Genomic DNA, 22,798 nt, shown 5'->3' on the forward strand with positions numbered 1-22,798 from the left:
TCTATTTTTCCATCATCGAATCGTTTCTCCCCCATACTCGTTTCCAATTTTCATTCGTCAAAATGCCCAACAAAAAAAGCCCCGGTAAACCGAGGCTTTCTAACACTTGGACTAAACTTGGTTGTAGTATTCAACAACTAAGGAGTCGTCGATTTCTTGGTTCAATTCATCACGTTCTGGTAAACGAGATAAGGAACCTTCTAACTTGTCAGCGTCAAATTCAACATAAGGAACGTGTCCGTAAAGACCTTCAACAGATTCTTTGATCACTTGTAAGTCTTTAGATTTTTCACGAACGCTGATCACTTGACCGACTTTAACCGTGTAAGAAGGAATATCAACGCGTTTACCATCAACAGTAATATGACCATGCGCAACTAATTGACGAGCTTGACGACGTGTAGATGCTAAACCTAAACGGTAAACCATGTTATCTAAACGTTGTTCAAGTAAAGTCATGAAGTTTGTACCAATGGTACCTTCTTGAACCTTCAAAGCACGTTTGTAAAGGTTACGGAATTGTTTTTCAGTCATTCCATAGATGTAACGTAATTTTTGTTTTTCTTGTAATTGTAAACCATATTCAGAAAGGCTCTTACGGCGTTGATTTGGACCGTGTTGACCTGGTGCATATGGACGACGAGCTAATTCTTTACCAGTACCTGATAAAGATAAGCCTAAGCGACGAGATTTTTTCCAGCTTGGACCGGTATAACGTGACATAATTGGTTTCCTCCATTAATTGATTATTGGAGTAAAATAATTAAGAAATTGATCACATTCGTGTAGTTCCGTCAACGCTTTCCCTTATGCAGCCGCAGGTACTTACTTCACCTGAAGTGGACGAACTATTGACGAGCTTGTTTCAATTTTGCTGCATTATTTTACACAAGTTACAGAATACTAAATAATCCTCTTTTTGTCAAGGAATAAAAGCTTTCCTATGAAAATTCTACGAGAAAAAGTGTAAAAAACTACTTGCTCTTTTCCTTGACTTGTTCAACGAAGGCAAGCGTTGTTTGAGCGCTTTTGACACCTACTTCTTGAATAAAGGTCTCAAAAGAAACCGCCGCTTGGTGGTCTGCGCGGTCAGAGATGGCGCGAACAATGAGGAAAGGAATATGAAATTGATAAGCCACTTGGCCAATAGCAGTGCTTTCCATTTCTGTACACAAGGCTCGGTCAAAGTGTTTTTGAATCCAAGATTGACGTTCTTCTCCACTAATAAAGGAATCTCCAGAGACAACCTGCCCTTGATAAACCCCTTGATAGGCTTTCTTTTCTTGGAGAACTGATTTGAAAGCTGCGAGATAATAGGCATCGCAGAGGTAGGAAAGTGGCATACTGTCCATTTGTCCTAAAGCGTTGCCTACTGCTCGGGTATCTACATCGTGATAAAGAGTCTCTGTTCCTAAGACCACATCTCCTACATTCAAGTCCGGATGCAAGGCACCTGCTGACCCAGAATTGATTACCAAATCAGGCCCTAATTCACAGACTAAAGTCGTCGCCATGGCCGCATTAACCTTGCCGATTCCAGATTGAGCAATGATCAAATCATGGCCTGCATAAGTTCCCGTCCACAAGGTTACTTGAGCGACTTGGCGCTTTTCTAAGTGAGGAATAGTCTCCACGTAGTAGTTCACTTCGCGACTGAGAGCCGCTATAATTGCAATTTTCATTTTCATATCCTTTCTTTGGGGCTTCTGTCTTACACAAAAAAGGCAATGTAGGTCACAATAATAATTCCTACCGTCAAAGAGATAATGCCGATATTTAAGAAACTATCCATTTTTTCAGAAGAGTTTTTTTCATGAAAACGTCTATTTTCAGAATCAACCTCTTCCAGGCTTTCCCTCTCCCTTACTTCCTTGTTCTTCTTTTGGAAAAGTCCTTTCTGTTTCCAGTTCTCCCAAAAGGAAGAGGCCTTTCCTTCGCTTGTTCTTTCGCGATAGCTCTTTCTTGTAATTAGAGGATCTTTTCTCACGCTTACCCTTCCTTCATGTACTCTATTTCTAACTCTCGAATCGCATAGGCCGTCTTCATATCCGTAATTTCTCCCTTTTCAAGGGCTTCTCTGGCTTCAGCGAGACTAAGCCAGACTTGTTCAATATGTTCATCCGCATCTTGGGGGCGTGGATGAGCCACCTTATGCAAATTCTTTGCCCGATAAACCGTTAAACATTCTGTTGACCAGCCTGGAGAAGGATAAAGATTAGCGACTTCTTTCCATTCTTCTGCTTGATAAGTCGTTTCTTCTTCCAATTCTCTTTGTGCAGAAAAGAGGAAGTCTTCCCCTTCTTCCACCATACCGGCAGGAATTTCTAATAAGGCTTCTTCAGCCGGTTTCCGAAATTGTCGCACCAACAAGAGCTTATCCTCTTTGGTTGCAATGATGGCTACAGCTGGGGAATGCCGCACAATTTCCCGATAAGATACCGTTTCATTTTGAAGTTCAACTTTCAAACGTTCCAAATGAATAATGCTTCCCTCATAAATATCTTCTTTGCTTAGTGTTTTTTCTCCGAATTTCACACGAATACTCCTCTCTTTTTTGATCTGACATATTAATTTCAACATTCTCAATATACCACAAAACCAGTTGAAACTTTACACTTCTGTGCCTTTTTAAATAAATATTTACTCTAGACAAAAAGCCTCCACCGAATTTCTTCAGTGGGGCTTTAGAATCAAATGCTATAAAGTTTCAAAAGACCTTCTCTTAAAAGACCTTGTAGAAAGGATGGCTTTCTTCAGATACCGATTGTTCCACAACCAGAGCATCCCTATCATAAGTCGTTCCTCCCATAGCCGACTTCTTCCCTTTAGGAAGGATCTGGAGAGCGGCTCCGCCATGTGCCTTGCCTTTGCCGATGATGCCATAGCTATAACCCTTGCTTCCTTCTTCAGCATAACGAGCCACTTGTTCGTTTGGTGACACCAGTCCTGCTTTATTGAAAATATAGGTTTCTCCGCGGTCATTCTGCCAAGCACCGGCTATACTTGAAAAGTCGCCATGATCAATGGCTGTCAGATCAATACCAGAAGCAGCATGTACCTCAGGTTGGTTCACTTTCAATTGCCATTCAATATGATAGGACTCAGGATTTGCATCATGTACCAAATAAAAGCCTTGATACTTAGAAGTATCCATATGTTTATTCCCATAAGCGATAGCTTCTTCCTTAGAAGCAAAGGTCTTACACATCAAAGCAGTCGGCTGTTTCTCCCGAAGCTTCCCAACTTCCTCAAAGCTAAGAACCGCCACATCTTGTGAAGAGGCCTCATCTTGTGAGCTTGGGGTTTCTACCTGAGGAGTCGTTTCTTCTTTAGCTGGGGTTTGAGTGCCCTTTGAAGGTGCCTCTTCTTTTGGAGCTTGACTCGTCGTTTGGAGGGGTGAAGAGCTTGTAGCAGGATCAGCGACAATCAAATGATCCCCTGGATAAAGCATAAAATCATCACCCAGTTTGTTCCAAGCCATGAGGTCTAGAACAGAAACTCCATAGCGGCGACTAATCTTCCAGAGAGAATCTCCGGCTTGAACCGTATAAAGAGACGCAGAGGAAGTCGGAGAAGTTTTTTGAACTTTCACAGCGGGTTGGACTTTTCCTCCGTCCTTTAATTCCCAATCAATGATGAAATCTTGACTACCCTTTTGACGAACATAGAATTGACGATACTTCCGCCAGTTAAAGATACTCTTTCCATAATCAAGAGCTTTTTGAACGGAATCAAAATGATGGACATCCCGAACAAAAGCTTTCTGAGTATTGACTTTCACTGGACGAGCGGGGGTTGGAGTCGTTACTGGACCCGTCACTTGAAGCTTGTCGCCAATCTGAAGCATGGTTTGCCCATTCACGCCGTTCCACCGCATCAAATCTGCCACGGACACACCACACTTTTGGCTAATCCGCCACAAGGAGTCGCCCGCTTGAACGGTATAGGTACCTTGCATTTGAATAGGCTGAGCGGATGGTGTAGCGACTGCTGCTTTCTTCGGCGTTCTCAATTCCCATTTCAAGACAAACTGCCGAGGTCCTACATAAGAGACGCGGTATTGCTTGTATTGCGACCAATTCGCATGCGCTTGTCCATAAGACATCGCCTCATTCACACTTGAAAATATGCGATTTTCTTGTTGCCACTCTCCTGTAACGGCATCCACAGGTTCGCTATCTACCGCTTGTAAAGTAATTGCAGATAACAAACTCACAGAAGCTAGAGAGAGCCATTTATTAAAACTCTTTTTATTAGTTCTCATCTCTTATTTACTCCTTTCTATAAAGTTTATGATAGTTCTTATAAAGGACTAATTGCAATATAACGTCTATTTCCTGAACCACCGATATAACTAATCCATTGATAACCCTCTGATTTTAAGACTTTATCATAATAAACACTCATTCCATTATCATAATAAGCCAGTTCTGGACTAGATAAACTTGGTTCTCCTCTCACTTCCTTTCTTGAGGTGAAACAATAAGTCCCCTTGGATGGCAATTCTTCTGCAGAAGAACCCGAGTGAGGATTTGAAGGATTATCCTCGGATTGATTCAACTTGTCAATCGCAATATATCTTCTGTTTCCTGAACCGCCTATATAACTAATCCATTGATAACCCTCTGCTTTTAAAGTCTTATCATAATAAACGCTCATCCCATTATCGTAATAAGCCAGTTCTGGACTAGATAAGCTTGATTCTCCTCTTACTTCTTTTCTTGAGGTGAAATAATAAGTTCCTTTTTCTGGAAGTTCTGTGCTGTCATTCGAATGTTCTGAATTTCCTGAGTTTCCTTTTTTGAGTTGTTTGATCGCTTAAGCTATTCTCTTTTCTGTCTGTTTGATCACTAGGACCGTTAGCCTCTTTTTGAACTTTTAATTCTCCAATTTTCTGAATAGAGTCTACACTAGGTTTTGCTACTTCTTGCGCAGACACTTCTTGAGCATTCACTAAAGACATTAATACTAACGAAGAACATATAACGCTACATTTAACAAGATTCTTCAATATACAATTTGATTGTTTATTTTTATTAATAAAAATTATCTTTTCAATATATTTAGAGAATAATAGCGCGCCTGTTCTCCGGCATTGAGTGTACCCTTTTTATTATAAATAATCAAGGTTTTTCCCCTTTTATTACAAGAGTTTCCTAACTTCTTTACTAAAAATTTACTAAATCATAAAATGAAAAAAACCGTCTTAAACAAAGACGGTTTCGAATACAAAATTGTTGTTTTAATTCTTATCTGCCGTTAAAGCCGCCATGGTGACATAATTATATGGCTGGTTGTAATGTGGCAAGAAGAAGATATCTAAGAGCTGTAATTTGTCCATGGTGATTCCTTCTTGGATAGCTAAGGAGAACATGTGAATGAGTTCATGCATGTCATAGTGGGAAGCTAGTTGGGTACCGACAATGCGGTTAGTTCCTTTTTCATAAACAATGCGAATCTTAACTGTCGCATTCTTCTCAGCTGGCATGAAGCCTGGAAGTTGAGTATCTTCATAGTCTACATATTTCACATTAACGCCGAATTTTTCAGCAGCCTTCACACTCAAACCAGTAGACACTAACTTAAGATCAAAAATGTCAATACCGTTAGAGCCTTGAACTCCTGCCCCTTCAATAGCCGTACCAGCAGCATTATGTGCACCTACGATTCCGCTACGTACAGCGTTAGAAGCTAAGGCAATGTAAGTTGTTGCTTGTAGGGCGTTGGAGTAGTTCGTTGCACAGTCACCGATTGCGAAAACATCTGGATCTGAGGTTTGGAAGCCACGGCTAACAAGATACGCCCCATTGGCAAATCTTTCGAGATGGTCGCCACCTAAAACGGAATTTGGACGGAACCCAATACAGTTAATAATAGCATCTGCATCGTATTGTCCCTTGTCTGTCTTGAGACCACACACACGTCCATTTTCGCCAAGGTATTCTTGCGCAAATTCACCATAGTGAGTTTCAATCCCGTGTTCTTTCAAGTTCTTGTCCATTAAGGAAGAGAATTCTTCATCATAGTAGCTTGCTAAGCAAGTATCTGCAGCATCAAAGAGAAGAACTTTCTTTCCACGACGTGCAGCAGCTTCAGCGATTTCAACACCGATGTAACCTGCTCCAACAACGGCTACAGTCTTCACTTCATTCTTCGCTAATTCTTGATCAACAGCCATTCCTTCTTGGAAGAGTTTTAAGAAGTGAATACCTTCTAAGTCTTTTCCTGGTAGGTTAGGGGCAATTGGTGCAGAGCCTTCTGCCAAGATTAATTTGTCGTAGCTCTCTTCAATAGCTTTGCCGTCTTTGGAAGTCGCATAAACGACTTTCTTGTCAAAGTCTACCCGGTCTACACTTGTTTCAAGGGAGATGCGAGCTCCTTTGGCTTCGAAGTCTTCAGGTTTAGTATAGAACAAGCCTTTATAGCTGTCGATTTGACGACCTACCCATAAAGCGGTCCCACAGCCTAAGTAAGAAAGGTTTGTATTCCGATCAATCATGACAACTTCATTGCCTTCACCATAATTGTCCAAAAGTGTATTTGCAGCAGCAATCCCTGCATGGTTTGTCCCAACAATAACAAATTTCATTTTTTTGTCCTCCTTGGATTTTTATTACAAGTTCAGTATATCACTAAATTTTGAAAGCGATATCTTTTCGAACAAAAATAACTATATTTTGTACTATAAAAACACTTATTGCATAGCAAATAATATATTCTCAAACAATATAGCTTTTATAGTCGTAGGATTCCCCCTATTTTTAAACATTTTAAGGGTTTATTTCGTCATTTGTATCGTCTAGACGGCCTTTAGGCAAAAAAAGCGTACATTCCTTATACAAGGAATGTACGCTTTCATATTTTTTACATTAATTGAAGGGCGACCGCTTGAGGGCCTTTTCTTCCAGGGGCGACTTCAAAAAGGACACTTTGGCCGACTATTAGTGAAGGGGTATTCAATCTTTCAAGTGCTGATTGATGAATAAAAATCTTTTCTTTGGAAGGATCATTTTCTATCACTAAATAGCCATAGCCCTTTTGCGCATTGTAACTTTCCACATATCCTTCATACATGACTAATCTTCCTCTGCTTGTAAAACTTCAGGGAAATGATCAATGACAATTTGAGCACACCGTTGACAAAGCGTTGGTGCTTGTTCGCAACTTCCTACCGATGGATAGACCCCACGGCAGCGTTCACACACTTGCCCTTCTGCTGGTGTCACAACTAACTTGAAGCCTTCGTAATCATCAGCGGAGCTTGGCGCTTGAGCTTGATCAAGAATTTCCAATTGAGAAACCATCAAGTAAATCCGCAAGTTTTCTCCCACTGCTTCTAGGAAGGATTGACAATCCGCATCGGCATAAATGTGAAGACGAGCTTCTAGTGATTTGCCGATAACTTTCTCATTACGGGCCGTTTCTAAAGTTCGGTTCGTTGCATCACGGAACTGTAAGAACTTATGCCAGAAAGTAGAAAGCTCTTCTGCATTTTCGTAATGTTCGACTTCAGGGAAGTTAGCAAGTTGAGCATAGTCTTCCTCTTCTTGTAAGAATTCCCAAATTTCTTCCGTCGTATGTGGAATAATCGGCGTTAATAAGATGGTCAATTTCTTAGTAACTTGATACATAACCGTTTGCATATTCCGACGTTTCGGATCATCTGCTAATTCAATATAGGTCACGTCTTTGGAATAGTCGAGATAGAAGCTGGACATCATTTGCGTTAAGAAATTCAAAATTTGTTGAATAATGGTATTGAATTCAAATTGATCGTAAGCTTCTCTCACTTCTTCCACTAAATGATCTAATTCTACTAAGATAAATTGATCAATAGGATCTAAGTCTTGATAAGAAACGCTATTAGCTTTAACATCAAAATCACTTAAATTTCCTAACATAAAGCGGAGGGTATTCCGAATTTTACGGTAAGATTCAGAAACTTGTGCCAAAATATCATCCGAAATCCGAACATCATAACGTGAGTCCACTGAAGTCACCCAGAGGCGAAGAATATCTGCCCCACGTTGATCACAGACATCATTAGGAGAAACGGTATTCCCTAGAGATTTACTCATCTTCCGACCTTCCCCATCATTCACAAAGCCTTGAGAAATGACTTGTTTATAAGGAGCTTGTCCATTAACTGCCACAGAAGTGAGTAAGCTGGAATTAAACCACCCGCGGTATTGGTCAGAACCTTCCAAGTACATATCAGCAGGATAGACCAGATGCTCTTCGTTCTCTAAAACGCCTGCCCAAGAAGAACCAGAGTCAAACCAAACATCCATAATATCTTTTTCTTTGGTGAATTGCCCATTTGGAGAATGTTCACTGGTAAACCCTTCCGGTAAGAGATCTTTGGCTTCTCTTTCAAACCAGACATTAGAACCATATTTTTCAAAGAGTTGGGCAACATATTCCGTTGTTTCTGGCGTGATGATTGGGGTTCCGTCTTCAGCATAGAAGATTGGAAGCGGAACGCCCCATACTCTTTGTCTGGAAATGACCCAGTCTCCACGGTCACGAATCATATTGTAAATCCGTTTTTGTCCAGAAGGATGCCACCATTTCACCTCATGATTGATGATAGATAAGGTTTTCTCCCGAATCTTGTCTACGGAACAGAACCATTGTGGAAGGGCTCTAAAAATAACTGGCTTCTTGGTTCGCCAATCATGTGGATAAGAGTGGGTGAAGTATTCTAACTTGAGAAGGGCTCCTTTTTCTTTGACGATTGAAATGGCGAGTTTGTTTCCTTCTTCATAGAACATTCCTTCAAAACCTGGAGCTTCCTCGGTAAAGCAGCCTTGGTCATTCAATGGAGAAAGGATTTCCAAACCGTAAGCTTTTCCAATTTGGTAGTCATCTTCCCCATGTCCAGGAGCGGTATGAACTAAACCAGTCCCGGTATCAGTAGTGACATGCTCCCCATTCATCACCAAAATATCCCGATCATAGAAAGGATGTTGGGCTACCATGCGGTCTAATTCTTTTCCTTGAATTTCTTGAACAATTTGGTAATCTTCCCATTCGAATTTGCCCACTAAGCTTTGTAGCAAGTCTTTAGCCACTAAATAGTGGTGCGTACCTATCTCTACTAAGACATAAGTAATACGTGGATGAACACTGATCCCCATGGAAGCTGGCAAAGTCCATGGCGTGGTGGTCCAAATGACAAATTCTGTATCTGAAGGTAATTTGCCAAAGGTTTCTTTAGCTTTATAAGCCACATAGATACTTGGTGTTTCCACATCTTTATATTCAATTTCTGCTTCGGCTAAAGTGGATTCACTGGAAGGAGACCAGTAGACAGGCTTATTGCCTTGATAGATAAGCCCGTTTTCAGCCATTTTCCCAAAGACACGAATTTCTTGGGCTTCGAAATCTTTGCGGTAGGTAACATAAGGATTCTCCCATTCACCAGATACGCCTAAACGTTTAAAGTCTTTGCGTTGTTGATCCACTTGCTTGGTGGCATATTCTTGACAGATTTTTCTAAAGGTAGCTGTGGATAAAGCTTTTCTATCCACACCAGAATTCGTCACTGCTTGTTCAATTGGAAGACCATGCGTATCCCATCCAGGAACATAAGGGGCATAGTAGCCTTCCATAGCCTTGGAACGAATAATAATATCCTTACTGATCTTATTCATAGCATGCCCAATATGAATATTGCCGTTTGCATAAGGAGGGCCATCATGAAGAACAAAAGGTTGGTTATCTTTGTTCTTCGCTAAGCGTTGCTCATAGACATGATTTTCTTCCCATTCAGCTTGTCTTTGGGGTTCTTTTTGGGGTAAATTTCCCCGCATTGAGAATTTAGTTTTCCCTAAGTTTAGCGTCTCTTTCATTTTCATTGCCACTCACTCCTCTTCTTTAATAAAAAAAGCACTTCATCCGCAAGGGACGAAGTGCTCCGTGGTACCACCCAATTTTGTAGAATTCTCTACCTTAAAGTCTTAACGCGACTGAACGTCATAACTTACTTCATTTTCAGTTAAGAAATCATTGAAGGATAATAAAATCAGTGCCATTATCTAACTCACACCTACTTAGATTCGCTTGGAATAGCGGGCTGACTTTACCTTGTTTCAATTCATTTTGTATTGTTCCTATTATACGGAACAGTTCGTATTTTTTCAAGTTTATCGATGACATTATTTTTCCAAATAATATGAAAGAATCCTCTATTCCTGGTCTTCATTCTTATCGACTTTCTCGCTCTTAGGCTTCTCTTCTGTTTCTTGTTCACTCAAACGGACTTCTTCGGCTTTGAGTAAATTTTCAACCTCACTTGGTAACACTGCTTTGACATTACCTGTACTTTGGTTAAGAAATTCTGCTTCCACTTGTTTTTTCTGAGCTTTTTCCAATTCTTGATCAAAAACTAAAGCGCCATGATGGTCCCGAATAGGAAGGTTATATTCTTCCAAGATTTGCTTAAGCGTTGGACATTCCACAGCTTGTTGTGGAACATCTTTAAAAAGATCTTGCCATTTAGGATCATCCAAAACTTGCTTGGCATTATTAATTAAGCCTTGCATTTGGAAAATATAGTAGCGTGAAGTTTCCCGAAGCTGGGCTTGTTCATTCAATAAATCCATTGCCTGATCACAAACCTTAGTCATGATTTGTTTAGCTGTTTCTTCAGCTCGCTTAATAATAAGATCCGCTTCATCTAAACTGGTCTCTCTTAACCGATCTGCAGCTTGTTGAGCAACCATAATGGAACGATTCACTGTGGCTTCTTTCTCATGTAAATCATCTAATTTACTATTAGCCTCATACAATTCTTGTTGGAGATGCTGGTTATTCATTTCTAAAGTGTTCATCATAACACTAAGTTCATTGAGATAAGCATCTACCTTTTGGCGGTCATACCCGCGCATTTTACTAGGAAACTTGTGGTTTTTTATCTCATTTGCTTGCATATGTATTCCCCCTACTGATTGGAATAACGTGTGACTTGGAGGCGAAGCTTTCCCTTTTTGGTTTCTGATAGGACGGCCTCTAGTTTCAACCGCCCATAATGCCTCAAAGAGAGAACGTCTCCTACCTGAACTTCGTGACTTGGCTTAGAAGCTAAGGTCCAATTACATTTGACCTCTCGATTATCAAAAGCTACTTTCACCTTTTGCCTAGACAAGCGGAAGCCTTCACTCAACAAAAGATCCTGTCTCAGGGAAGCCACGCTGATTTGAAAAGATTGTCCATCCTCTTTTCTGTCTAATAATTGAGAAAAAGGAACTTCTTGCAGATGAACAGAAGCATGTCCGATACGTTGGACTTGCGTCATGAGATAAGGTGCTAAATCTTTCTCTACGATAAATTGCCATCTCTCTCCATCTTGAAGAATGTCCCCCAATCGATCTCGCTGAATCCCTTGACTAAGCAAGCTTCCTAAGAGTTTGCGATGACTTAATTTTTCAAACTTCTTGGGATACTCTACCTCTATCAAAGTTAATTCAAGAGCCGATCTATCGACTTCTTCATAGTAAGGACAAATCAATAATCGTTGATTCTCTGCTCCTTCATAACCACCATCCCACACCAATTTCAAGGTCTCTGAATTTCCAAGCAATTGCTTAGCAATCACCTGCTGGCGTGGATTAAAAAAGTGAGTTAATTCCGGACGATAAGACCGTTCTACGAATTGAATTTTATGCGCGAGATCTGCTGTAAACTCTCGCTCTTCTGGTCGATAGTGATCTAAATACATCTCTTTCTCACATCAAATCTTATCACAAAAATACTAAAAACAAACTGGTTAAGCCCCTCATCGCTAATTCCAAAACAAGGATCGCAATTAATGGAGAGAAACTTATTCCGGCTAGAGTAGGAATAAATCGATCAAATATTTCAATGTAAGGAAGAACAATTCGATTCAAATACTTTCCAAATTGACTCTCTCTTCCGTTAGGTAACCAAGACATCAAGGCCCAAATCACAATTAAAAAACTATACGTTTGTAATAAAAAATATAAAGTTTTGAAGATTAAGATCATGCTTGACTGAATTCCTTTCTTTTTACTGGAAGAAGGCAGAACCTACACGAACAAAGCTGGCTCCTTCTTCAATGGCAATCTGATAGTCGCCACTCATTCCCATGCTAAGGTGTGTGCAGGGAGCCCAAGGCAGATGTTCTTCTGCGACCTGATCCCGGCACTTTCTTAATTGGCCAAACAAGCGGTGTTGTTCGCTAGCACCCACTCCTTGTGGGAGCATCGTCATTAAACCAACTACTTTCACTTTGGGATAATCGGCTAATGACTTGATAAAATCTATAACCTCTTCTTCCTTTATCCCATGCTTACTCTCTTCGCCTGAAACATTCACTTCTACAAAGCAAGCAATGGGCTGATCCGCACGTTTATTAATTTCTTTGGCGATCTTCAAACGGTCTAAAGCATGAAAATAATCGATGTGATTAATAATATCTTTTACCTTTCGAGATTGCAAAGGGCCGATCAAATGCCACACAATATCATCGGCCATTGCTTCTTTCTTTTCAAGCAAGCCTTGAACATAGTTCTCCGCAAAGTGCCGAACGCCTGCTTGATAAACCTCTTTTGCCTCTTCAACACTATGGTATTTAGAAACGCAAATCAGCGTGGTCTCGTGAGGAGGGCACGCTGATGCTGTTAGGGTATGAACAGTTTCCATTAACTGTTTGGCTCGACTTTTAATCGTCATGAATTAACGACGACGCTTTCTAAAGAATGGTGGCGTATCTAATTCATCATCTTCACTCACATTATCATAATTAGTGTCATTTGATGTATCAAAATGACGAGAAGAATCTACTGGTGCGCCGTAAGAAGGACGACCAGTCGGTTCAAAAGAATCTTGGCGAAGAGGACGTGAGTTATCATAAGTAGGCGTTACTTGTTTTTCTTCAAAGTATTCTGGACGATTGCCTAAATCTCGGCTAGTAGGTGCGGATTGATAACCACTTGATTGGTTAGGACGATTGTTTTGACGTTGAAGATTACGTTTTTTCTCTTCTTGTTGACGTTTTTGACGACGATCAGGATCAATTCCTGTTGCAATAACTGTGACAATGACTTCATCGTCTAAGTTTTCGTTAATTGTTGTTCCGAAAATAATGTTAACTTCAGAAGAAGAAGCAGAGCTTACAATTTCAGCAGCATCTTGGGCTTCAAATAAGGTAAGGTCTTCCCCACCGGAAATATTTAAAAGAATTTGTTCAGCCCCATCGATGGAAACTTCTAACAATGGAGAAGAAATAGCTTTCTTAGTAGCTTCAGCTGTACGATTTTCACCGGAAGCTGTTCCGATCCCCATCAAAGCTGTCCCTTGATCTTGCATAACAGTTCTCACATCCGCAAAGTCCAAGTTCACATAGCCTGGTGAAGTAATTAAGTCAGAAATTCCTTGAACCCCTTGTCTTAAAACATTATCCGCTTCTCCAAAGGCTTCACGCATTGGAGTCTTCTTGTCAACAATTTCTAACAAGCGGTTATTGGAGATCGTCACTAAGGTGTCCACATATTCCTTCATGTTAGCAATACCTTCAGCAGCAGAACGACCACGTTTAGGTCCTTCAAAGGTAAATGGACGGGTCACAACCCCAACGGTCAAGGCGTTTAATTCTTCCTTAGCAATACGAGCAACAACTGGTGCAGCCCCTGTACCGGTTCCACCGCCCATTCCGGCAGTGATAAAGATTAAATCTGCACCTTGTAAAGCTTCACGAATTTGGTCTTCGCTTTCTTCAGCGGCTTTTCTCCCTACTTCAGGTTGTGCCCCAGCACCTAATCCGCGAGTTACTTTAGGTCCAAGATGAATCTTGTTTTCTGCTTTTGAATGCGCCAAAGCTTGCGTATCTGTGTTGGCCACGATGAATTCAACGCCCTTAACCCCTTCTAAAATCATACGGTTAACAGCATTGTTACCACCACCACCAACGCCAATGACTTTGATGTTAGCATTATTATTACATTCTATTGTGTTATCGAATTCTAAATCCATTCTACATCCTCCCAGTATCTCTTTATCATGATCTTAATTAAATATATCATCGATAATGTTACGAACCTTTTGCATAAAGCCACCGTCTTCACTACTGATCAATTGCTTCACTTTCTTTTCGTAACTATTTTCTTTAGTGCTTTCTTGCCCATAGCCTTCTTCAGAATAGGAAGGGGCGACATGATCAGCAGGCTTAGGTTCATACGAACGGTGTTCTGTCGGATGAAGTGGCTGTTTGGCCTGCTTTGAACGTCCTTGGGCAACGTGATAGATATCAGGTAACTTCGCTGCATAAGCTACAATCCCATAAGCCGTCGTATAGCTTGGGTTTCTTAACCCAACTTCTTCTGGAATATAGAAGCGTGCTTCTTCTCCTAAGATAGACTCTGCTAACTCTACAGCCCCTGGTAAAGAAGAAGCTCCCCCTGTAATTACCAATCCTCCAGGTAAATCAAAGGCTTCTACTTGATCCAAAGCTTTCTTCAAGGTTTCATAAATTTGCTGTAGCCGCGCTTCAATAATTTCAGCGAGATACTGTTCATCTACTTTCGTAGGCTCTTTCTTACCAATTGTTTCCACAGGGAAATACTCATCTGGTCGAGCCTTCTTAGATGATGCATAGCCATACTCTAATTTAATGCGTTCTGCATTATCAAGTGTCGTGTTGAGAATGGTCGAAATATCTTTCGTTACGTATTCGCCACCTTCTTGATCGACATATGAAAACTTCAATTGGCCTTCATGTAATACACTTGCCGTAGATTGCCCACCGCCTAAGTCAATGAGGATAGTTCCAAAATCTCGTTCATCTTCTGATAAAGCAACTTCAGCATTGGCTAATGGTTGAACGACAAAATCTCCAATTACCAATCCTGCCTTTTCCACGCAACGTTTAATGTTATGAATAATGGTCTTAGGTCCAGTAATCATACTTGCGTATAATTCTAATCGAACACCAATCATTCCTCTTGGATCTCGAATACCATCAAAGCCGTCTACTATAAACTCTTCTGGTACAACAGAAATAATTTCTCTCTCTGGTGGCACCGCACGTACTTTTGCTGCAGATAAAACATTATAAATATCCTTATCTGTAATTTCACGGTTTTCACCAGAAACAGCAATCATCCCATAACAAGGTTCAATATTGATTTGATTGCTAGGCACCCCCACAATCACTTCATTGATCTTGATATTTGATTTTTGCTCGGCTTGACTTACTGCACTTCTAATCGCTTCGACGGTTTTATCGATATCAACAATAACCCCTCGACTTAAGCCTTCAGAGCGTTGACTACCTACGCCGATAATATTTAAACGTTGATTAACATTTTCGGCAACAACGACTTTCACGGAAGTGGTTCCAATGTCTAACCCTACATATGTTTTTGGTCGAACCATATGATTGAAACCTCCTATTTTAATTCTTATTTAGTTAGATATGACTATATCGAAATTATTTTAACATAAAGAACGGTAAGAAGAAACGAATTTATTCTAATTCTGTCTCTAAAGGACCAAATTCTCACGGTTTAGACATCTTAATTCTGAACCGGTTGACGCCGTTTGGGTTTTTCGACAGATGTTGACTCTTCCGTTTGCTTTTCATTCCATTCTTTATCTTGAATACTAGTGGAACGTTTTTTGACTTTATCTTTATTTTCATCCCCACGGCTCTTTTCTTTTTCAAGATCTTTTCGCGTGCGATAAGGTCTGCCATAACGTTGAATATAGCGTTCTCTTTCTTCTGGAGAAGCAAAGGGATCTGTTAGCGGAGTCTTCACTTCGAAGAAAATACCAACTTCCATATTAATGATTCCCTTTTGATTCTTAAGACTCTTAACAATTTGATTATAGTATTGCATTCTTTTTGCAAAAGATTCCACAAAACCAACGACAATATTGCCATCTTTCATCTTAAACGCAATATGGTGTTGATAAATTTCATCAGAAACATTGTCCACTTCTTCGATTTGAGCAAGAATATCATCACTTAGCTTGCCTAACTGACTCGCTAACTCTGGTATTTCATCTTCCCCAAATCCAACCAAATTAGGAACATCTTGTTCCCCATAAGGCAAGGGATCTGTTAGTGTTTGTTGGTTTTCTAACACAGGGCACTTAAAATCTTCCTTATCGATATATCCGACTGCTCGAAATTCTTGAACATTGAGTCGAACCGAAAAATTATCTTCGGCAATCACTTGTGCCTTTTGAACACTCGGATATTGTGCCCGTAAGCGCTCAGTTACTACAGGAGTTTCCTTTTCAATGCCTAAATAAGACATATTCGGTTTTAAACCAGAAGTGAATAAAAGTTGTTCATCCGCAACCAATCGATTCCCGCTCACTGTAAGACCTTGTACCCGATTAAACGGAGAAAGCCACCAGGAAGAGAAAGCAATGATTCCTACGCAACAGAGTCCTATCCCAAAAGAAGGCCAGTGAAATCCTTTTTTGATAAAGGAGACATGTTCTTTTTCAGGAACTTCTTTATCTTTTAATGAAGCTTTCTTTTGAAGACTTTCTTTCTTCTTTCTGTAAAGGTGATGTAAGTTTCTTTTCTTTAAAAGCTGATCACACTTATCCAAAATTCCTTCTTGTTTTTCTGTAGAAAAGTTTTCTTCATTTGCCTTTGAAAAAGGATCTGTTTTTGCTTTTTTATAAGGACTTTCAGCATCATCCTTTTTCTCTGAATCTTCTTTTTCTGTCTGATGGCGCTTCATTTGTTCCTGTTCAAAGCGCCGCTTAGCAGAACGTTTCGCTTCTTCATTCCAATCAAGCATCGTCCCACTCCTTATTTTATCAATTTTTCAATCACCGAAATTATGCGATCACTCGCATCTGGAACGCCCATCTTTTTTGATTGATGACTCATTTCGATACATTTTCCTGGATTGGACATAAGATCATCGATAGTAGTTAACAAACGATGAGCCGATAAATTTTCTTCCAGAATCATAATCGCTGCATCTCTTTTAGCCAAGCTTTCCGCATTATGTTGTTGATGATTATTCGTAACATTCGGACTTGGAATCAAAATACTTGGTGTTCCTACAGCGGTTAGCTCTGTTAAAGTCGTTGCCCCACTTCGACAAACCACAAGGTCCACTTTTCTTAGCAAGCTTGGCATATTGTGGATATAAGAAACGACTTTTACCTTGTCCATTTGCTGGATATCTGGATAGCGCGTCATTAACTCTTTATAATAGATCTCCCCTGTTGCAATCAAAGTCTGGTAAGGTTGATCTTTGAGTTCAGGGAGCATTTCTTCTACGACTTGATTAATACGTTGAGCCCCCCGACTCCCTCCAAAAATTAAAAGAGTAGGGCGGTCATTTCGTAATCCAAATTCCGTAAGATCTGCTTTTTCTGTTCGCTCCGCTACTTCTTGGGCCCGAGGATTGCCTGTAAAGACAATCTTCCTTTGGGCTTTTTTAGAAAAGCTTTCCTTCACTTCTTCATAACAGATGCAGATCTTATCTACATAGCGGCTCAAGAACTTATTAGTAATTCCTGCGACGCTATTCTGTTCATGAATCACAGTAGGGATCCCTAAGCGCGCTGCTGCATAGAGAACTGGCGCGCAAACATATCCCCCTGTTCCAATGACAATGTCTGGTTGAAATCCTTTGAGGTAACGCTTAGACACTCGAATACTTTCCAACATACAAGTCACTGTCTTTAAATTCTCTAAAGAAAATGAGCGCTTAAGTCCCTGAATATGAATCGTTTTAAAAGGAATATTTTGACTAGGAACAATCCGACTTTCTAATCCCTTAGCCGTTCCAACATATAGAAATTCAGCATCTGGATAGTGTTTTAACAACTCTTTTCTTAAGGCTAAAGCTGGATAAATATGTCCCCCTGTTCCTCCGCCTGATAATACAACTCGCATGTCTGTACTCCTATCTCCCGTTTACAAATTCTCTAATTGACTTATTGCTTGAATAAAGCGATCCCCTCTAACTTCAAAATTAGGGTATTGATCCCAACTTGCACAAGCTGGAGATAATAAAATAATATCATCTTCTTTACTCATCGCATACGCTTTTTGAGTCGCTTCTTCAATATCTTTGGCATATTCTAATTGGGTGATCCCCGCTTTTTTCACCAATTGAGCAAACTTCTCTTGGGTTTCTCCCATAACAACTGCCGCATGAACATTTTTCAAGTAAGGCAAGAGTTCATCAATGCTGTTTCCCCGATCTAAGCCTCCTGCAATCCAAACCAAACTTTGGTTAAAACTCTTCAAAGCTGTCATGCAAGCCTCGTTATTCGTTGCTTTGGAATCATTATAAAATTTTCGCTTATTCACCGTTTGAACATATTGAATCCGATGTTTAACCCCTGTAAATTGGCGGCAAGTTTCTTGAATAACCGCATTAGAAACTCCCAATACTTTAGCAATTCCGATAGCTACGAGAGCATTCTGAACATTGTGATCTCCTGGTAAAAATAAATCCGCTCTGTCCATGACAGCTTCCTTTTTCCAGAAAATCTTTCCTTCCGAAGTATTATACCAAATTCCATCTTCAAGTGGTGTTTCTAAAGAAAAAGGAATAACTTTTGCTTGGGTTTGATAGCGTCTAGACCATAAGACCTCTTGATCATAATTCAAAAATAACACATCTTCTGGGCCTTGATTAGCCGTAATATGCCATTTAGCTGCGATATAATTTTCTAGGTTTCCATGATAATCCAAATGAGTAGGATAAATATCAATAATAGCAGCAATATTCGGACGGAAAGTCTTTGTTCCCATTAACTGGAAGCTGGAGAGCTCTAAAACTAGACGATCTTTTGAAGTCAATTGAGGAGCAATATCTAAGGCAGGAATACCGATATTTCCTGCCACTTCTGTTCGACCAGAAAAACTTTTATCCGCTTTGAGGATAGCTCCTGTCAAAGAAGTTGTTGTGGTTTTCCCGTTAGAACCAGTGATTCCGACAATCGTTCCCCGATGAAGCCACTCTACTAATTCAATATCTGTATAGACAGGCAAACCCATTTCTAACGCCCGTTTTACCAAAGGATTAGTATAGGGGATTCCGGGATTTTTAACCATAAAAGCAAAATCCTCATCTAGTAATTCAATCGGATGGCCTCCTGTAATCACACGAACATCCTTTTCAATAAGATCTTGTGCCGCCTTATTTTGATCTAATGGGCACTTATCATTAACCGTAACAAGAGCGCCCATTTGCGTAAGCCAATTCACTACACTGACGCCCGTTTTTGCTAAGCCTAATACCAATACCTTCTTGTTAACCATTTGTTCACATTGTCTCTCTTGTTCTTCCATCCCAAATCAATCTCCTAAAATGCAATAAGTCCAACAATCATTAATACGCCGGTAATTCCCCAAAATACAAAGTCAATCTTCCATTCACTCCATCCGCTCATTTCGAAATGGTGATGAATAGGGGTCATCTTGAAAATTCGTTTATGTGTCCGTTTGAAGTAAGCCACCTGTAACATTACACTTGCTGTTTCTAGTACATAAATAAGGCCAAATAAAAGTAAGGACCAAGGATTGCCACTCATAATACTTAATACAGCCATCAAAGCCCCCACAGCTAAGGCCCCTGCATCTCCCATAAAGACTTTCGCTTTTTTCATATTAAAAATCAAGAAAGCAAACAAGGATCCGATCAAACCTACGATAAACAGGGAAACTTCTACACTTCCTTGACGTAGGAAGAGAATAAGGTAGCCTGTCAAAGTCAAAATAGCGCACCCTGACGATAAGCCATCGATGCCATCTGTTAGATTAAAGGCGTTGGAGAAACCTGTTAGCCAAATTACACTAAACACAAGTAACAAGATAAAGTGTGAAGTCCCTAAATGAAAAGGAAGTGGGAGATAGGCATTAACGCCAAATCCCTTAATCAAAAGAACAATCACTAAGGCCATTCCGAGTTGAGCAAGGAATTTCTGTTTAGCCGTTAGACCTTCATTTTGTTTCTTGAAGATTTTTAAGAAATCATCCACAAAACCTAACAAGCCAAACATGATGAGTGTAATGACCAAAATGAAAATCTCTGGGCTAAAACTTCCTAACCACCAATGACTGACTAGCATCGAAAGAACCGTAGCTGTGAGGAAAACAAGTCCTCCCATAGTCGGTGTCCCACTTTTTTCTTTATGCCAGCTAGGTCCAATCTCTAGAATTTCTTGTCCAAATTGTTTTTTATGCATCCATTTTATAAATAATGGCATCACGGCAGCAGTTATTATAAACGAAAACAAAAACGTTAAACTCATGGTTTCTCCCTTACTCCTTATTGTAATTCAATGGTTACAGTTTCTTCTGAACGAATCGGCCTTCCTGGAGAAAGACTCTGTTTCTTAACATGTCCTTGTCCATTAACAGATAAATGAATACCTAACATTTGAGCTAAATTCTGAGCTTCTGTTAGACTCATGCCTGTCATATCTGGCATGGTTAATTCTCCTTCTGTTAACAAGAAGATTGGGCGATCTGAACGCTGCTTTTCACCAGATTGTGGAAATTGTCGAATGACTTGTTTTCCTTTCCCTAAGACCTGAATATTTGCAAAGTGCTGTTTCTTCAAACTTTGTTCGGCTGTATTCACTTCCTGATTCACAATATTGGGCACTTGTGACGATGAAGATTGACTAGCAGGCTCTAGTTTACTATATTCCATCGCCCGCTGTAAAAACGGAATGAAAATCTTAGAAAGGCCCACTTGTGCCAACCCTCCTGCTGAAGGGCGCTTCATCGTTAAATACAAAATATACCGTGGATTATCCGAGGGGGCAAAGCCCACAACAGAATGCAGATACGCATTCTCTCCTCCAGAAAGGTAGCGTCCCGCATTTTCATCATAAATTTCAGCCGTCCCTGTTTTGACCGCTAAACGAATTCCTTTAATATCGTAAATCGTCCCTGTTCCATTTGGAGAATAAACAATAGATTCTAGCGCTTTTAACGTTTTACGCGCAGTTTCCTCAGAAATTGGCTGACTAATCTGTTCCGGTTGGTTCACCCGAATACTTCCATCTTTTTCTTGGTAACGATCAATAATATGAAGTTTCATCATTTTTCCGCCATTAGCCACTGCTGTATAAGCTTGCATAAGTTCCCAAGGCGTCACTCGAATAGCTTGTCCAAAGGCTGTATTTGCTTTCTGGAGTTCCTTGTCAAAACTAATAGAGCCCGAAATTTCATCATCAAATCCAGAATTTGGACGTTGGGTCAAGCCAAATTCTACCATATATTTATGCCAGGTATCATATCCCATAGCTTGTACTAATTTTACCATTAAAACATTCGAAGATTGGGCTAATCCTTCCAATTGAGGAATGACGCCCCAACCGACCTTATTCCAATCGCTAATCTGTGTGCCATCCACAATAATATGTCCAGATTGATAGGTTTCGTCCGGTTGAAAGACACCTTCTTGAATAGCTGCAGCAACCGTTAACACCTTAATAACAGATCCTGGTTCATAAGCTTCTCCAACTAACAAGTTGGTCCACATGTCTTTTAAACCTTTTCGCGTTTGTAAATTAAAGGTTGGCCGTTGACTCGCTGCAACAACATTTCCAGTTTTAGGATCTACAAGCATTGCCGTCATGGATTGCGGTTTATTTTCTTTATAGACCTTCTCCATTAAAGTTTCTAAATAAGTTTGAAGGCGCGTATCAATCGTTGTATAAAGATCTAAACCATCAATGGGCTGAGTATTGGAATCACTATCTTCTTGATCCACTGTTGCAAATTGATCATGATTAGCCAGATAATTCCGATGGCCATTGGTTCCTGCTAAATGAGCGTCCCAATTCTTCTCGATTCCCATCTGCCCAATTAATCGACTATCCTTTGGTAATTGGGCTTCCTCATACTGTGCATAACCTAACACATGAGAAGCAAAATTACCATTAGGATACAAACGATTCGGTTGTTCTAAGAAGTGAATACCTTGCAAATTTTCATTTTTTATTTTTTCCATTTTCGCATGGCTTAGATTTTGTCCTGCTTGACCGAACTCCACTTGTGTCGCATCAGGAGACTTTAATCGTTTTAAAATTTCTTCCTTCGACATCTTGATATGATGACTCAAGACTTCAGCAGTATGTTCCTTTTGATCTTCTGGGACATGGATAGGAGCTGCTCCCTCATCTGCCCATTTAGTTGTTAAAACAGCATACACATTGTATGCTGTAGAATCTGAAGCAATGGGATTGCCCCCAATATCATAGATGGTTCCTCGTTTAGCGGGCAAAACACTTTGCCGGTAAAACTGCTGATTGGCTTGCGCTTGTAAATCTACTCCATTCACCTTGCCAATTAACATAATATGAACTAATCGTGCTTCAAAAATCAAAAAGAGCAATCCTACAAGTCCCATCATGATATGTAGGAAACGCTCACGATTCCGTCTTAAATTATGAAGGCTCATTGGCAACATTCCTTATATTTTCTTCATTCAACTTAAATCCATTATCTTTAGCAAACTCCATGACACGATTGTAGCTTGATAAATCATTAATTTCTTGTTGAAGATTTTTCTTTTCTGTCTCCAATCGTTTGGTTTGATATTCTGCCGATTGTATTTGTTGATTGGCTCCTGTCACCTGCGCACGCGTAGCCGTCAACCATACAATACTTACCACCGTAACTGCCAAAGCAGCCATGATGAAAAGAATATCTTTTCCTGTAAAAAAATGAGTGGTTTCTATACTATAATAACCGTCCGGATTAGAGGCATTCGGTTTTGAAATCTTATAATTCTTTATGACTTTTTCTTTAGGCAAAACATACTGTGACAAGAAA

The 22,798-nt window shown here is 40.0% G+C and carries 21 protein-coding genes and 1 other annotated feature; all 21 genes read right to left on the reverse strand.

The window, feature by feature from the left end; translation table 11 throughout:
- Window positions 1–111: 111 nt before the first annotated feature.
- The 21 genes from rpsD to ftsL all read right to left on the reverse strand — a co-directional run bounded on the left by rpsD (window position 112) and on the right by ftsL (window position 22,794).
- Window positions 112–723 (reverse strand): 30S ribosomal protein S4, encoded by a 612-nt coding sequence (gene rpsD / locus AWM71_RS00770; protein WP_060776224.1) that lies wholly within the window; start codon window positions 721–723, stop codon window positions 112–114.
- 251 nt (window positions 724–974) lie between these two features.
- A complete protein-coding gene (locus AWM71_RS00775; protein ID WP_060776225.1) occupies window positions 975–1,682 on the reverse strand; it encodes a 5'-methylthioadenosine/adenosylhomocysteine nucleosidase in 708 nt (235 codons plus the stop codon).
- Between the two features lie 29 nt (window positions 1,683–1,711).
- Complete coding sequence (locus tag AWM71_RS00780) at window positions 1,712–1,987, reverse strand: hypothetical protein (RefSeq protein ID WP_060776226.1); 276 nt, start codon at window positions 1,985–1,987, stop codon at window positions 1,712–1,714.
- A 2-nt stretch (window positions 1,988–1,989) separates the two neighbouring features.
- Window positions 1,990–2,535, reverse strand: coding sequence for an NUDIX hydrolase (locus AWM71_RS00785; protein ID WP_060776227.1), 546 nt, complete (start codon window positions 2,533–2,535; stop codon window positions 1,990–1,992).
- Window positions 2,536–2,722: 187 nt separating this feature from the next.
- Window positions 2,723–4,264, reverse strand: coding sequence for a LysM peptidoglycan-binding domain-containing protein (locus AWM71_RS00790; RefSeq protein WP_060776228.1), 1,542 nt, complete (start codon window positions 4,262–4,264; stop codon window positions 2,723–2,725).
- 38 nt (window positions 4,265–4,302) lie between these two features.
- On the reverse strand, window positions 4,303–4,815 hold the full coding sequence (locus AWM71_RS00795; RefSeq protein ID WP_236701156.1) for an SH3 domain-containing protein: 513 nt from the start codon (window positions 4,813–4,815) through the stop codon (window positions 4,303–4,305).
- 427 nt (window positions 4,816–5,242) lie between these two features.
- On the reverse strand, window positions 5,243–6,589 hold the full coding sequence (gene nox / locus AWM71_RS00805) for a H2O-forming NADH oxidase (protein ID WP_060776231.1): 1,347 nt from the start codon (window positions 6,587–6,589) through the stop codon (window positions 5,243–5,245).
- 275 nt (window positions 6,590–6,864) lie between these two features.
- Window positions 6,865–7,074: a cold-shock protein gene (locus AWM71_RS00810; RefSeq protein ID WP_060776232.1), complete on the reverse strand. Its 210-nt coding sequence runs from the start codon at window positions 7,072–7,074 to the stop codon at window positions 6,865–6,867.
- A gap of 2 nt (window positions 7,075–7,076) precedes the next feature.
- The gene (gene ileS, locus AWM71_RS00815) at window positions 7,077–9,860 is read right to left on the reverse strand and encodes an isoleucine--tRNA ligase (protein WP_060776233.1); all 2,784 of its coding nucleotides are present in this window, start codon (window positions 9,858–9,860) and stop codon (window positions 7,077–7,079) included.
- Window positions 9,861–9,902: 42 nt separating this feature from the next.
- Window positions 9,903–10,112: a binding site (T-box leader), on the reverse strand.
- A 78-nt stretch (window positions 10,113–10,190) separates the two neighbouring features.
- Window positions 10,191–10,934, reverse strand: a complete 744-nt coding sequence (locus tag AWM71_RS00820; RefSeq protein ID WP_060776234.1) for a DivIVA domain-containing protein — start codon at window positions 10,932–10,934, stop codon at window positions 10,191–10,193.
- Window positions 10,935–10,945: 11 nt separating this feature from the next.
- Window positions 10,946–11,722: a YlmH family RNA-binding protein gene (locus AWM71_RS00825; RefSeq protein WP_060776235.1), complete on the reverse strand. Its 777-nt coding sequence runs from the start codon at window positions 11,720–11,722 to the stop codon at window positions 10,946–10,948.
- Between the two features lie 22 nt (window positions 11,723–11,744).
- Complete coding sequence (locus AWM71_RS00830; RefSeq protein WP_060776236.1) at window positions 11,745–12,008, reverse strand: YggT family protein; 264 nt, start codon at window positions 12,006–12,008, stop codon at window positions 11,745–11,747.
- A gap of 22 nt (window positions 12,009–12,030) precedes the next feature.
- Window positions 12,031–12,696 (reverse strand): YggS family pyridoxal phosphate-dependent enzyme, encoded by a 666-nt coding sequence (locus AWM71_RS00835; protein WP_060776237.1) that lies wholly within the window; start codon window positions 12,694–12,696, stop codon window positions 12,031–12,033.
- Between the two features lie 3 nt (window positions 12,697–12,699).
- Window positions 12,700–13,995 carry a cell division protein FtsZ gene (gene ftsZ, locus AWM71_RS00840; RefSeq protein WP_060776238.1) on the reverse strand — a complete coding sequence of 432 codons (1,296 nt, stop codon included), beginning with the start codon at window positions 13,993–13,995 and terminating at the stop codon, window positions 12,700–12,702.
- A 33-nt stretch (window positions 13,996–14,028) separates the two neighbouring features.
- Window positions 14,029–15,396, reverse strand: a complete 1,368-nt coding sequence (gene ftsA / locus AWM71_RS00845) for a cell division protein FtsA (RefSeq protein WP_060776239.1) — start codon at window positions 15,394–15,396, stop codon at window positions 14,029–14,031.
- A 140-nt stretch (window positions 15,397–15,536) separates the two neighbouring features.
- Window positions 15,537–16,781 (reverse strand): cell division protein FtsQ/DivIB, encoded by a 1,245-nt coding sequence (locus AWM71_RS00850; protein WP_060776240.1) that lies wholly within the window; start codon window positions 16,779–16,781, stop codon window positions 15,537–15,539.
- Between the two features lie 11 nt (window positions 16,782–16,792).
- Complete coding sequence (murG, locus tag AWM71_RS00855; RefSeq protein WP_060776241.1) at window positions 16,793–17,893, reverse strand: undecaprenyldiphospho-muramoylpentapeptide beta-N-acetylglucosaminyltransferase; 1,101 nt, start codon at window positions 17,891–17,893, stop codon at window positions 16,793–16,795.
- Window positions 17,894–17,914: 21 nt separating this feature from the next.
- Window positions 17,915–19,300: a UDP-N-acetylmuramoyl-L-alanine--D-glutamate ligase gene (gene murD, locus AWM71_RS00860; protein WP_060776242.1), complete on the reverse strand. Its 1,386-nt coding sequence runs from the start codon at window positions 19,298–19,300 to the stop codon at window positions 17,915–17,917.
- A gap of 14 nt (window positions 19,301–19,314) precedes the next feature.
- On the reverse strand, window positions 19,315–20,262 hold the full coding sequence (mraY, locus tag AWM71_RS00865; RefSeq protein ID WP_060776243.1) for a phospho-N-acetylmuramoyl-pentapeptide-transferase: 948 nt from the start codon (window positions 20,260–20,262) through the stop codon (window positions 19,315–19,317).
- Window positions 20,263–20,279: 17 nt separating this feature from the next.
- Entirely contained in the window at window positions 20,280–22,424 is a 2,145-nt protein-coding gene (locus tag AWM71_RS00870) for a penicillin-binding protein (protein WP_060776244.1), read from the reverse strand.
- Window positions 22,411–22,794 (reverse strand): cell division protein FtsL, encoded by a 384-nt coding sequence (gene ftsL, locus AWM71_RS00875; RefSeq protein WP_060776245.1) that lies wholly within the window; start codon window positions 22,792–22,794, stop codon window positions 22,411–22,413. The genes AWM71_RS00870 and ftsL overlap by 14 nt, the downstream gene beginning before the upstream one ends.
- Between the last annotated feature and the right edge of the window lie 4 nt (window positions 22,795–22,798).

Source organism: Aerococcus christensenii (assembly GCF_001543105.1).
GTDB classification, from domain to species: Bacteria; Bacillota; Bacilli; order Lactobacillales; family Aerococcaceae; genus Aerococcus; species Aerococcus christensenii.